The following is a 12,725-nucleotide window of genomic DNA, read 5'->3' on the forward strand; positions in this document are numbered from 1 at the left end:
CCCGCGCCCGCTATTCCCAGCGGAACAGCAGGGCCGCGGTGACCACGCCGACGACGGTGGCGACGCCGAGGCTGATGAGGTGGACGGGGTCGACGGGGCTGCCGACCCAGGCCGCGGACAGCGCCGCGACGGCGGCACCGAAGGGCAGCCGTTCGCCGACGGCCGCCACCGCGTCGGGCAGGCTGCCGGGCCCGCCGAACATACCGCCGAGGGCCCCGAGGGCGAAGAACGCGAGGAGCCCGATGGCCACCGCCGAGTTGGGTGTCGGCGCCACGGCGGCGACGATCATGCCGACGGCATACATCGCCGCCATCGCGAGCGCGTAGACCGCGACGGCGGCACCGAGGTCGGCCGGGGGCCGCGCGTCGAAGGCCAGGAACGCCACGGCGAGGGCACCGGCGACGCCGACCAGGGCCTGCAGCACGCTCACGATCACCTGGACGACCAGCACCATGGCCGGCGATGCCGGGGTGACCGCGAGCCGGCGCAGGATGCCGGTGCGCCGGTAGTAGGCGAGGAAGCTGGGCATGTTGATGATGCCGATGGTCGCCAGGACCATCGTCAGCACCAGCGGCAGGACGTAGGCCTCCAGGGCGGTGAGCTCGCCGGCCACCACCTGGTCGCCCGCCGACCGGGCGCTCATCACCAGGATCAGCAAGGGCAGGAACACCGGGACCACCAGGCCCGCGGTGTCCCGCGCGACCATCTTGGCCTCGCACCCGACCAGGGTCAGCCACGACCTCACGCCCGGTCGCCGGGCCTCGATCACCGTGCTCATCCGACGTCCTCCAGCTGCTTTCCGGTCAGTGCGACGAACGCGTCGTCCAGGTTCTGGGTCCCCGCCTGCGCCACCAGGCCGGCGGGCGTCTCGACGGCGACCACGCGGCCGGCGTCGAGCAGCGCCACCCGGTCGCAGAGCCGTTCGACCTCCTCCATCGCGTGGCTGACCAGCACGATGGTCACGCCCTCGTCCCGGAGCCGTTCGATGGTGGCCCACATGCGGCGCCGGGCGCGGGGATCGAGGCCCGTGGTGAGCTCGTCGAGGATCACCACGCGCGGCCGCCCGACGAGCGCGAGAGCGATGGAGAGCCGCTGCTGCTGGCCGCCGGACAGCTTCTCGAACCGCACCCGGCGCTGCTCCTCCAGGCCGACCAGCTCGACGAGCTCGTCGGCCGGGCGCGGATCCGGGTAGAAGCTGCGGTACAGCCCGATCAGCTCGGACACGGTGAGCGCGCCGTGCACGTAGGACTCCTGCAGCTGCACACCCAGCACCTGCCGTACCTTGGCGCGGTCGCGCCGCGGGTCCAGGCCCAGCAGGCTGACCGATCCGCGGCCGGGCCGGCGGAGCCCGGCGATCATCTCGACGGTAGTGGTCTTGCCCGCGCCGTTGGTGCCGAGGATCCCGAAGATCTCGCCGGGATCGACCCGGAGGCTCACGTCGTCGACCGCGACCTTCGGGCCGTAGCGTTTGTGGAGGTGCTCGGCGACGATCGCCGGTTCCTCGCTGCTCATGTCTCCGCTGTCCCTGTCTCTGCTGCTCATGGCACAGGACGCTAGGCGGGCCGCACGGGCGGGCGCGTGTGCCGTTGGTCAGGGATGTGGACCATGACTTTCGGCACGGGCGGACCGCCCGGGTCCGCCCGTAGGGTGGCTCTCATGCGGCGGCTGGGCACGGACGGATGGTCAGGTCTGGTGATGCTCGCCGTGACGGTGGCCGTGGCCGGCCCGGCGATGCTGGGGGCCGCGGAGCCCGCGATCCCCCGTGGCTGGTGGACTGCGCTCTTCGCCGTCGTGGTCGTCGCCCTGCTCCTCGCCCTGCTCCGCGAACGGTCGGACCCGGCCGGGTACGGACTCTTCGCGGCGGCCGTCGTGTCCTCGTGGGCCGTGGTGCTGACGGCGCCGCACATGGGACTCCTGCCGGTGCTGCTCGTCGTCAACGCCGCGGTGAGCGTCTACCTGGTGCCGCTGCGGGTGGGATTCGTCGTCGTCGGGCTCAACACGGCGGTCCTCGTCCTCGCCGTGGTCCTGAACGACCGCGGCACGGTCGATGCCCTGGTCACCGTCGGTTTCTACCTGCTCATCCAGGTCGCGACCGTGCTGAGCTCCGTGACCCTCATCCGCGAGCAGCGGCTGCGCCGCGAGCTCAGCGAGGCACACATCGACCTCCGCGCGGCGTCCGCGCTCCTGTCCGAGTCGGCCCGCACCGCCGAGCGGCTGCGCATCTCGCGCGACCTGCACGACCTCATCGGCCACCAGCTCACCGTGCTCACGCTGGAGCTGGAGGCGGCCAGGCACCGGGACGGCGAGCCGGCACGCGACCACGTCGAGCGGGCGAACCACGTGGCACGCGAGCTCCTGGCCGACGTGCGCCGGACGGTGGGCGAGCTGCGGACGGCGCCGTCGGACCTGAGCGAGGCGCTGCGCCAGGTGGTGCGCGACCTGCCCGACCTCGAGGTGACCGTCGACGTCGGTCCCGACGTCGAGGCCGACGACGAACAGGTGGCGGCCCTCGTGCGGGCGGTGCAGGAGATCGTCACGAACACCATCCGGCACGCCGACGCCCGGGAGCTGTGGATCGAGGTGGTGACCGGTCCGGACGGGCTCGTCCTGACCGCCGCCGACGACGGGCGCGGGGTCCGCGAGATCGTGCCCGGCAACGGGCTGCGCGGGCTCACCGAGCGGTTCGAGGCGCTCGGCGGCGACGTGCGGTTCGACGGCACAGGCGGCTTCCGGGTCACCGCGCGGGTGCCGGCATGACGCGGGTGGTCATCGTCGACGACCAGACGCTGGTGCGGCACGGCATCCGCACGCTGCTGGAGATCGCGGACCTCGACGTCGTCGGCGAGGCCGACGACGGGCAGGCCGCGCTCGACGTCGTCGCGGCCACCGCGCCGGACGTGATCCTGCTCGACCTGCGGATGCCCCGCTACGACGGCCTCTGGACCCTCCGTGAGCTGCGCGAGCGCGGCATCGACGTCCCCGTGCTGGTGCTCACCACCTTCGACGACGACACCCTGGTGCTCGACGCCCTGCACGCCGGTGCGCGCGGATACCTGCTCAAGGACGTCACGGTCGAGCAGCTGACCCGGGCGGTGCACACCCTGGCCGACGGCGGGACGCTCGTCGCGCCGTCGATCACCAGCCGGATGCTGCGCGCCATCCGGTCCGTGCCGCCGGCGGCCGGTCCCGACACTCCGCTCGCCCAGAAGCTGACCGAGCGGGAGCTCGAGGTCCTCCGGCTCATGGCCGAGGGCTACACCAACCGCGAGATCTCCAGCGCGCTGCACCTGGTCGAGGGCACCGTCAAGAACCACGTGTCGACGATCCTGCTCAAGCTCGCCGCCCGGGACCGGACCAACGCCGTCCTGCGTGCCCTCCACCTGGGCATCCTCGGCTGAGCGCGCCGGGGCACGGGCAGGTGCGGCCCGGTCAGGCGCTCGCGCGGACCACCAGCTCGGGCGCGAGGACGACGTCGCGCGGCGCGCGGCCCGGCTGGGCGATCTCGTCCAGCAGGAGGCGGGCCGCGGCGGTCCCGATCTCCGCGATGGGCTGGTGCACGGTCGTCAGCGGGACGGCGGCGACGGCGGCGAACGGGATGTCGTCGTACCCGACCACCGCGATGTCCTCGGGCACCCGGATGCCTGCCCCCGTCAGCCCCGCGACGATGCCGATCGCGTGCAGGTCGTTGCCGGCCACCACGGCGTCGGGCCGCTCGGCGGGCGGCTGTGCCGCGATCCGACGCCCTACGTCGGTGCCGTCGGCGAGGTCGAGGTCGGGCGTGCGGACGATCTGCAGGTCCACGCCCGACGTCTGCCGCACGGCGTGCCGGGCGCCGTCGAGGCGGCGCTCGACCTGCCGCACCCCCTCGGGCCCCGCGGCGAAGAGCAGCCGCCGGCGCCCGGCGTCGAGCACGTGCTGCGCGGCGAGGCGGCCGCCCTCCCGGTGGTCGAGCGACACCGACGACAGGCGGTGCTCCGGGTCCTCGTGGTCCACGAGGACGATCGCTGTGCCCTGGTCCCGCCGGCGCCGCAACGGCTCCAGGTCGTCGTCCGACGGCGAGACGACGACGCCGTCGAACCGGAGCTGCTCGAACAGGTCGAGCAAGCGCTTCTGCTGCTCCGCCGACTCGTGCGAGCTGCCCACCACCACCGTGAGCCCGTTGTCCGCCACCACCTTCTCGACCGCCGTGGCGATGCCGCCGAAGTACGGGTTGGAGGCGTTGACGAAGGAGGCGCCCACGATCCCGCTGGGGCGTCCGCGGAGCTGGCGCGCGGCCAGGCTCGGCACGAAGCCGAGGGTGTCGACAGCCTCCCCGATGCGCCGCTTCATGGTCACGGAGACCCGGTCGGGCCAGTTGAGGAAGTTCGAGACCGACGCCACCGACACGTCGGCATGGCGGGCGACGTCGTAGATCGTGACGGGACCCTCGTCGCTGTGCCGGTTCACGTCGCCCATCTCACCACGGACCGGGCCGGACGACGGGGTGATTGATCACCGCGCCGTGCCGCCCGTCACGGACCTCAGCTCTCGGGTGCCACGGGGGTGTGGCTCGAGATGGTGATCCGGTTCCATCCGTTGATCTCCACGGCGAGCCAGGCCACCGCCGCGATCTGCGGGGCGGACAGCACCTGCTCGACGTCGATCTCCGGAGCCGGCGACGTGTGCTCGTCCCCGATCCGGGTGATCCGCTCGGCGAGGGTCAACGCCGCCCGCTCCTGCTCGGTGAAGTACTGCGACTCCCACCAGGCGGGCAGCACGGCGAGGCGGTCCGCCGTCTCGCCCGCCGCCACGGCGTCGCGGGAGTGCATGCGCAGGCAGTAGGCGCATCCGTTGAGCTGCGACACGCGGATCTTGACCAGCTCGCCGAGGATGGGCGACAGACCCGCGGATGCCGCCGCCTCGTCGGCTGCCACGGTGAAGGCCCGGTAGGCCTGGTACAGGGCCGGGAACTGCTGGGTGATGTTGACCTGCGGGAGCATGGAACCGTCCTTTCCGGGTCCCCCTGCGGGACCCTTGTGCTCATGACGACCGGACCGGTCGAGGTGTGAGTGCGACCCGGCTCACACCCGGCCCGGCTGCCTCGTCGGACCTACTACCCACGATCGGAGGACCGATGAGCACGCAGGACCAGGACCCGGATGTCCTCGAGGTGGTGATCCGCGAACGACGTCGGCTCCTCGCGATCGCCTACCGCCTGCTGGGCACGGTGGCCGAGGCCGAGGACGCGGTCCAGGAGGCCTACGTGCGCTGGTACCAGCTCAGCGAGGGCGAGCGGAACGCCATCGACAACGTCCCCGGCTGGCTGACCCGCGTCACGAGCAACATCTGCCTCGACGTCCTGAAGTCCGCGCGCAGGAGGCGCGAGCAGTACGTCGGACCGTGGCTCCCCGAGCCGCTGCCGAGCGACTCGGCGGGCAGCACCGACCCGGCCGACCGCGTCACGCTCGACGAGTCGGTCAGCACCGCCCTGCTGCTCGTGCTCGACTCGATGACACCGGCCGAGCGGGTCGCCTTCGTCCTGCACGACGTCTTCAGGGTTCCGTTCCCCGAGGTCGCCGAGATCGTCGGGCGCACGCCGGCCGCGGTGCGCAAGCTGGCGTCGTCCGCCCGGCGGCGTGTGAGCACGGAGCGGGGCCGGAGGTCGCCGTCGGACGTCCACGTCTCCGTGGTGCGCGCCTTCGCGGCAGCCTGTGAGAGGGGCGACCTCCAGGCGCTGCTGGCCGTCCTCGACCCGACCGTCGAGCTACGGTCCGACGGCGGCGGGGTCGTCCGCGCGGCCTACCGGCCGATCGTCGGCGCCACCAAGGCGGCCCGCTTCCTGCTCGGCGTGCTGGCGAAGCGCCCGGAGTGGCGCCTCGAGCTGCGCACCGTCCCGGAGGGCCTCGCCGTGGTCCTCCTCGACGACTCCCCCGGGCACGGTGCCGTGGAGAGCGTGATCACCGTTCAGGTCATCGACGGTCGCATCCACGACATCTGGATGATGCGCAACCCGCTGAAGCTCTCGCGCTGGGCATAGCGCCGGCACCCGGCGACTTGGCTATCGTCGCCGGTGTGCGCATCGAGACCGACGGCCGCCCCGCGACCGCAGCCGAGCTGTTCAGCACCTACGGCCACTTCACCGCCCTGCAGGTGCGCGGCGGCGGGGTCCAAGGGCTGGCGAACCACCTCGAGCGGCTCGACGCGGCGCACCGCGAGCTGTTCCGCCGCCCGCTCCCGGGCGAGCGGGTGCGGGAGCTGGTGCGGCACGCCCTCGACGGGACGGCCGACGCCTCCGTGCGGGTGACGCTGCGCGACGCCGACCGGGTCACCGTGTCGGTCGCCGATCCGCGTCGCCCGCCCGCCGCACCGCAGCGCCTGCGGTCCGTGCCCTACCTGCGCCCGTTCCCCCACCTCAAGCACCTGGGCGGCTTCGCGCAGCTCGAGTGGGCCCGGCGCGTCCGCCTCGACGGGTACGACGACGCCCTCCTCACTGCGCCCGACGGCGCCCTCGCCGAGTCCTCGACCGCGAACATCGGGTTCCTCCAGGACGACGGCACCGTCGTCTGGCCGGACGCTCCCCAGCTGCACGGCACCGCGATGCGGCTGGTCGAGGCCACGACGCCGTCGAGCCGTCAGGTGGTGCGATCCGCCGACGTCGCCGCCTTCGCGGGCGCGTTCCTCGTCAACTCGATCGGCGTCGTCGCGGTGGCCTCCGTCGACGACGTCCCGCTGCCCGACCCCGGACACCTTCTCGCCGGGGTGGTCGAGCGCCTCGCGGCAGTCCCGTGGGAGCCCGCCTAGGCTGCCGCACGAGCACCCTGCGGGCCGAGGACGGTTCCGTCAGTCGGCGCCGTTCGCCGCCTCGAACTCCTGGCGGGCCCTGGCGATCTGCTCCTGGTGCTCCTCGGACCAGCTCACCAGCGCCTGCGTGGTGCCGAGCAAGGTACGTCCCAGCGGGGTCAGCTCGTACTCCACCCGGGGCGGCACCTCGGGGTACACGGTGCGCCCGACAAGACCGTCACGTTCGAGGTTGCGCAGCGTGACCGTCAGCATCCGCTTGCTGATCCCGTCGATCTCCCGCACCAGCTCCCCGAACCGGAGCGTCTTCTCGTCCAGCAGCGCGATCACCAGCAGGGACCACTTGTCGGCGATCCGGTCCAGGATCTGCCGCACCTGGCAGTCCTCACGGACGTCCCACTGGAAGGGGTCCCGCTCGAACCTGCACGCGTCCGCCTCCTCCTTGGTTCCCTCGGGGGAACCGGGTGACGTCAAAGTGCCTTCTTGTGCCATCTGCTGATCGTGCCCAAGGATCGTCATGGTTACAAGTGGTAACCATGCGAGGCCTTGAGCGAGGAGAACCTGGTGACAGACGTACGAGAGGCCCCACGGCCATCGGCGAGCAGCGCACGAACGGGCTGGGGCGTGCTGGCCGTCGTGTGCGGCGCGCTCTTCCTCGAGGGGATCGACATCGCGATGCTCAACGTCGCGGTGCCGGCCATCGCCGCCGACATCGGCCTGGCCACCGCCGACGCGCACTGGGTGATCAGTGCCTACGTGCTCGCCTACGGCGGCTTCATGATCTTCGGCGGGCGCACCGCCGACCTCCTCGGCCGGCGCCGGACGTTCCTGGTCGCGCTCGCGATCTTCGTCGTGTTCTCCGGTCTGGGCGGTCTCGCCGACGAGGCCTGGGTGCTGATCGTCGCCCGGTTCGTCACCGGCGCCACGGCAGGTTTCTTGACGCCGGCCGGGTTCAGCCTCCTGACCACCAGCTTCCCGGAGGGGCCGCTGCGCGACCGGGCACTGGCGATCTACGGGGCGATCGGCGCGGGTGGGTTCACGCTCGGTGTCGTGGCCGGCGGCTTCCTGACCGACCTCGGCTGGCGCTGGGTGTTCTTCGCGCCCGTGATCGTGGGGGCCCTGCTCTGGGTCGCCGGGCGCGCCGCCATCCGGCCGGACGTCGCCCCGGAGCTGCCACGCCGCGGGTTCGACCTGGGCGGTGCGATCACGCTCACGTCGGCGATGGTGGCGCTGATCTACGGCGTCGTGACGCTCGGCGAAGGCCGGGACGTCGCTGCCGGGGTCGTGTCGTTCGTGGTCGCCGCGGTGCTGATCGGCGTGTTCGTGGCGATCGAGCGCCGGGTCACCGATCCCCTGCTGCGCCTCGCGGTACTGCGCGAAGGGCTGCTGCTGCGGTCGAGCGCCGCGGGGCTGCTGTTCATCGGGGCGTTCTTCGCGTTCCAGTTCCTGATCACGCTCTACCTGCAGGAGTACCGGGGCTGGTCGCCGATCGCGACGGGCCTCGCGTTCGCCGTCATGGGCCTGGACATGATCCTTGCTCCCCTGGTCACGCACCGGCTGGTCAAGCGGTTCGGGAACGCCCCGGTGATGGTGGCCGGGCTGCTCGCGGGAGCGGTGGCCTTCGCCCTGGCGCTCCGCATCGACGACAGCTGGGGATACCTGGACCTGCTGCCGGCGATGGCGTTGGTCGGCGTGATGTTCGCCCTGGTGTACGGGCCGCTGGCCGCCGCGGCCACCGCGGGCCTGGACGAGTCCGAGCACGGCGTGGCCGGCGGGATCGTCTACACGGCGTTCCAGTTCGGCGCGGCGCTGGGCGTCTCGATCGCGACCATCGCGCTCGTCGACGGGCACGCCGCGGACGCCGACTGGTCCGACTACCGGCGCGCCCTCCTGGTTCCTGCGATCGGCGCCGCCCTCGCCCTGGCTCTGGGTATCTCCACGTGGGTCCGCGGGCGGCGGGTGATTCCCGCATAAGTTCACCGGTCTGCCAGGACGCGTTCATCGACGCGTGGCCAGGGAGCCCGATCGTGTCCGTGCGCCGCGGTCTGACCGCGGCGTGCCGGCGCGCCCCCGCCCGGCTCCCTCCCACCTGAGGTTCTGCCATGAGAGCAACGGCCACGATGCGCCGATGGTCCCGTCCCCTGGCCGCTGCCGTCGCAGCAGCCACCCTCGCCACCGCCCTACCGTCCGTCGCCCAGGCCGACGAGCTCACCCTGACCGACACGGTCGAGAGCATCGGCCCCGGCATCAGCCTGCGTCATCTGAAGGCGGTGGACGAGGGCGGCTGGTACGACTCCCGCTTCCTCACCGTCGACCTCGCCGAGGACGCCGTCAGCACGAACCTGCTGACAGCCGGTCCGGTCGCGTCGGGCGGCCCGCTGAGCGGCGCCGCCAACCGTGCGGGCGCCGTCGCGGGCATCAACGGCGAGTTCTTCGACATCGGCAACAGCAACGCCGCGCTCGGCGGCGAGGTGCAGAGCGGCGCCCTGCGCAAGTCCGCCGACATCAGCGGGCGCTCGCACGTCGGGGTGAGCCGCGACGGGATCGCCCAGCTCGTCGACCTCGCCGTCGACGCGAGCGCCGACCTGGCGGGGGCCCCGCACAAGGTCCTGTCGGTGAACGCGGCGAACGGCGGCGGCGTGCCGGCCAACGGCATGGTCGCGTACACCCCGGTGTGGGGCGAGTCCAGCCGCAACCGCGCGTTCACGGGCGTCGCGGCGGACCGGATCGCCGAGGTGATCGTCGTCGACGGCGCCGTCGTGTCGGTGGACCCGTCCGGTCCGGCGGGCTCCGGCCCGGTCCCGGAGGGCGGGTTCGCCCTGGTCGGGCGGGACGGCGCGGCCGACGCCCTGCGGGCGCTCCGCGAGGGCGACCCGGTCGGGCTCACGTACGAGCTCGCCGACGACGTCGCCCGCACCATGGAGTTCGCGCTCGGCCACGGCGGCACCATCGTGTCCGACGGCGAGGTCGTCGACGGACTGGCGACGTCGATAGCGCCGCGCACGGCACTCGGCTTCAGCGACGACGGCAGCACTCTCGTCCTGGCCACCTGGGACGGCCCGGGCGGCACCGGCAGGGGCGGCGTGGGGGTGGACAAGGCCGCGCGCGACCTGGTCCGGCTCGGTGTGGACACGGCGGTCAACCTGGACGGCGGCGGGTCGACGACGATGGTCGCGCGTGCCCTCGGCGCCGAGGAGGTGACCGTGCGGAACGTGCCGTCGGACGGGAACGAGCGCAGCAACCCGAACGGCGTGGGCGTGTTCGTCGCACCGGGTGACGGGCGCCTGCACGACCTGCTGGTGGAGCCGGCCCTCGGCGGCGCCACCGCCGACGGCGACGTGCGGGTCTTCCCCGGCCTGCACCGCACCCTGGTGGCCAAGGGCGTGGACGACCACGAGACGCCGGTCGAGGTCGACGCGGACTCGGTGCGCTGGACGGCGCGCGGGGCCGCGGTGACCGGCGGGCGCCTCGAGGCACCGCACAGGTCCCCCGACGAGATCACGGTCAGCGCACGCTCCGGCCGCGAGCGCGGCACGCTGGACGTCCGGGTGCTCGGCCCGCTGGACGACGTCGAGCTCTCGACCGACCGCCTGTCGATCGCCGACGCGACGCCGTCCTCCGCCGTGACCGTGTCCGTGACCGGACGCGACGCCCAGGGCTTCGCCGCCCCGATCGAGGCGGGCGACCTCGAGCTCGACCACGACCCGGAGGTGGTCCGGGTCGAGCCGGCGCCCGGCGGTCTGCGGGTCACGCCGCTGAAGGACGCGGCGACGATCCTGACGGTCTCCGTGGCCGGCGAGTCGGTGCGGCTCCCGATCACCATCGGCGTGGAGAACGTCACCGTCTACGACTTCGATGACGACGTGCTCGCCCGCTGGCGCAGCAACAGCACCCGGCCGACGACGTTCTCCGCGCACCCGGACGGGTTGCGGGTCGACTTCGAGGGGATGCGCAACATCGGCGTCTACGCGGCGTCGGCGAACGTGCGCGTCCCGGTGCCCGGCCAGCCGCTGCGCCTGCGGGTGCGGCTCAAGTCGAGCATCGCCGTGCCGAGCGGCCTCACCTATGTCGCGTACGTCGACGCCGCCGGCAAGAGCGGTGGTGTCTACGGCACCGGCCTGACGCCGTCGGACGACTGGCAGCAGGCCACGTTCACGCTGCCGGCCTCGACCGCCTACCCGATCTCGGTCTCCGGCTTCCAGGGGATCAACACCAACGCCGCCCAGCAGAAGCCCGGCACGTTCGTCCTGGACCGGATCGAGGCCGACGTCCCGACCTCGATCGAGCTGCCCCCGCGCCCCGACCTGGAGCCGGACCCGCTCGTCTCCGCGGACGGCGAGCCGCTCCACGGCCGTGACGCGTGGCAGTTCGCCACGCTGTCGGACGTACAGTTCACCGCCGACAACCCGGACCTGACCGAGGTCGCCACCACCGCGCTCCAGACGATCCGTGCTACGAACCCGGACCTCGTGGTCCTCAACGGCGACATCACCGACCGCGGCCTGCCCGAGGACATCACCCTGGCCCGTGAGGTGCTGGAGGACGCGGGGTGCGACCTGGTGCCGGTCGGCCAGGAGCCGGCGGCGGACAGCACGCCGGACCCCCGCTCGGGCACCGTGCCGTGCTACTACGTGCCGGGCAACCACGAGTCCTACGGCCTGAACAACACGCAGGCGACCCTCGACCCGTTCGTCGCCGAGTTCGGTCAGCCCTACCGGACCTTCGACCACAAGGGCACGCGGTTCGTGCTGCTGGCCAGCGCGTACGGCACGCTGCGCGGCACGGAGTGGGACCAGCTCCCGATGCTCCGGAAGGCGCTCGCGAGCGCCGAGCGGGACCGGTCGGTGAGCAACGTCGTCGTCTTCGCCCACCACCCGGTGACGGACCCGGGCGACACGGCGGACAGCCAGCTCGGCGACGGCAACGAGGTCGCGCTGGTCCAGAAGCTGCTCACCGGGTTCCGGGAGCGCACGGACAAGGGTGCGGTGATGGTCGGGTCGCACGCCCAGATCGTCGACGTGCGCCGCGAGGAGGGCGTGCCCTACGTGGTCCTTCCCTCGTCGGGCAAGGGCCCGTACGGCACCCCGGACCGGGGCGGCTTCACCGGCTGGGTGAGCTGGTCGGTGGACCCGCGCCAGGACGCGAGCGAGCAGTGGGTGGAGGCCGACGTCCGCGCGTTCGCGCAGTCGGTCGCGCTGACTACGCCGGAGACGCTGGAGACGGGTGCGTCGGCGCAGCTCAGCGGCAGCATCGTGCAGCCGAACGGGGTCGCGGAGGGCAGCCGGGTGGTGCCGCTGAGGTACCCGATGTCCGTGCACTGGAGCGGTTCGCGGAACCTCGTGATCGGCACCGGTGAGCGTGCCGTCGAGTCGGCCCGCCGGGCCGGCAAGGTGGCGGTGCTCGACCCGGAGACCCGGACCCTGACGGCGCTGCGGCGCGGCGAGGTGACCGTCACGGTCACCAACGACGCGATGCGGACCTACGACGGTGCCGCCTCGCTCGCACCGGTCTCGACGTCCGAGACGATCGAGGTGGTCCCGTCCGCCGGTTCCGGGCCGCGGGTCACGGCCGAGGCTCCCGTGTTCACGGAGCAGCCGGTCGGTACACGCGGTCAGGTGCAGCAGGTGACGATCACCAGCACGGGCACGGCGCCCGCGCGGATTCGTTCGGTGGACGTGGTCGACGACGAGCGGCGAAGCCCGTTCAGTGTCGACCGCGACCGCTGCTCGGACCGGACGCTGGCCCCGGGCCGCACCTGCACCGTGTGGGTGCGGTTCGACCCGGAGCGCCCCGACGTGGCATCGACCGCCGAGCTGCGGCTCACCACGAACGGCGCCGAGCGCACCGAGACGGTGCCGCTGACCGGCACGAGCACCAGGCTCACCTGGACCGTGCCGGACGACGGCCCGGCCCGCCACTAAGGCCCGACCCTGCTTGGTCGTGGGCGT

11 protein-coding genes are annotated in these 12,725 nt (G+C 72.9%); 6 read left to right on the top strand and 5 right to left on the bottom strand.

Features of this window, described 5'->3' with window-relative positions; all coding sequences use genetic code 11:
• Nucleotides 1-10: 10 nt before the first annotated feature.
• A complete protein-coding gene (locus LUM46_RS17710; RefSeq protein WP_274995602.1) occupies nt 11-778 on the bottom strand; it encodes an ABC transporter permease in 768 nt (255 codons plus the stop codon).
• A complete protein-coding gene (locus tag LUM46_RS17715; protein ID WP_274995604.1) occupies nt 775-1,542 on the bottom strand; it encodes an ABC transporter ATP-binding protein in 768 nt (255 codons plus the stop codon). The genes LUM46_RS17710 and LUM46_RS17715 overlap by 4 nt, the downstream gene beginning before the upstream one ends.
• Nucleotides 1,543-1,605: 63 nt before the next feature.
• Between LUM46_RS17715 and LUM46_RS17720 the strand changes: the two genes are divergently transcribed.
• On the top strand, nt 1,606-2,757 hold the full coding sequence (locus tag LUM46_RS17720) for a sensor histidine kinase (RefSeq protein WP_274995605.1): 1,152 nt from the start codon (nt 1,606-1,608) through the stop codon (nt 2,755-2,757).
• Entirely contained in the window at nt 2,754-3,398 is a 645-nt protein-coding gene (locus tag LUM46_RS17725) for a response regulator (protein ID WP_274995607.1), read from the top strand. The genes LUM46_RS17720 and LUM46_RS17725 overlap by 4 nt, the downstream gene beginning before the upstream one ends.
• Before the next feature lie 31 nt (nt 3,399-3,429).
• Here LUM46_RS17725 and LUM46_RS17730 read toward each other — a convergent pair whose 3' ends face one another.
• Both LUM46_RS17730 and LUM46_RS17735 read right to left on the bottom strand, forming a co-directional pair.
• A complete protein-coding gene (locus LUM46_RS17730) occupies nt 3,430-4,446 on the bottom strand; it encodes a LacI family DNA-binding transcriptional regulator (RefSeq protein ID WP_274995608.1) in 1,017 nt (338 codons plus the stop codon).
• Between the two features lie 74 nt (nt 4,447-4,520).
• Complete coding sequence (locus LUM46_RS17735; RefSeq protein WP_274995610.1) at nt 4,521-4,979, bottom strand: carboxymuconolactone decarboxylase family protein; 459 nt, start codon at nt 4,977-4,979, stop codon at nt 4,521-4,523.
• A 134-nt stretch (nt 4,980-5,113) separates the two neighbouring features.
• Between LUM46_RS17735 and sigJ the strand changes: the two genes are divergently transcribed.
• Both sigJ and LUM46_RS17745 read left to right on the top strand, forming a co-directional pair.
• Nucleotides 5,114-6,016: an RNA polymerase sigma factor SigJ gene (gene sigJ / locus LUM46_RS17740; RefSeq protein WP_274995611.1), complete on the top strand. Its 903-nt coding sequence runs from the start codon at nt 5,114-5,116 to the stop codon at nt 6,014-6,016.
• A 35-nt stretch (nt 6,017-6,051) separates the two neighbouring features.
• The gene (locus LUM46_RS17745) at nt 6,052-6,780 is read left to right on the top strand and encodes an aminotransferase class IV (protein ID WP_274995613.1); all 729 of its coding nucleotides are present in this window, start codon (nt 6,052-6,054) and stop codon (nt 6,778-6,780) included.
• Nucleotides 6,781-6,819: 39 nt separating this feature from the next.
• Here the strand turns inward: LUM46_RS17745 and LUM46_RS17750 are convergent, their stop codons facing one another.
• The gene (locus tag LUM46_RS17750) at nt 6,820-7,269 is read right to left on the bottom strand and encodes a winged helix-turn-helix transcriptional regulator (RefSeq protein WP_274995614.1); all 450 of its coding nucleotides are present in this window, start codon (nt 7,267-7,269) and stop codon (nt 6,820-6,822) included.
• A gap of 72 nt (nt 7,270-7,341) precedes the next feature.
• Here LUM46_RS17750 and LUM46_RS17755 point away from each other — a divergent pair, with 72 nt between their 5' ends.
• The gene (locus LUM46_RS17755; RefSeq protein ID WP_274995615.1) at nt 7,342-8,751 is read left to right on the top strand and encodes an MFS transporter; all 1,410 of its coding nucleotides are present in this window, start codon (nt 7,342-7,344) and stop codon (nt 8,749-8,751) included.
• A gap of 128 nt (nt 8,752-8,879) precedes the next feature.
• Entirely contained in the window at nt 8,880-12,698 is a 3,819-nt protein-coding gene (locus tag LUM46_RS17760; RefSeq protein ID WP_274995616.1) for a phosphodiester glycosidase family protein, read from the top strand.
• Nucleotides 12,699-12,725 lie beyond the last annotated feature (27 nt).

Origin of the sequence: Promicromonospora iranensis, assembly GCF_028994805.1 — a bacterium.
GTDB lineage: Bacteria > Actinomycetota > Actinomycetes > Actinomycetales > Cellulomonadaceae > Promicromonospora > Promicromonospora iranensis.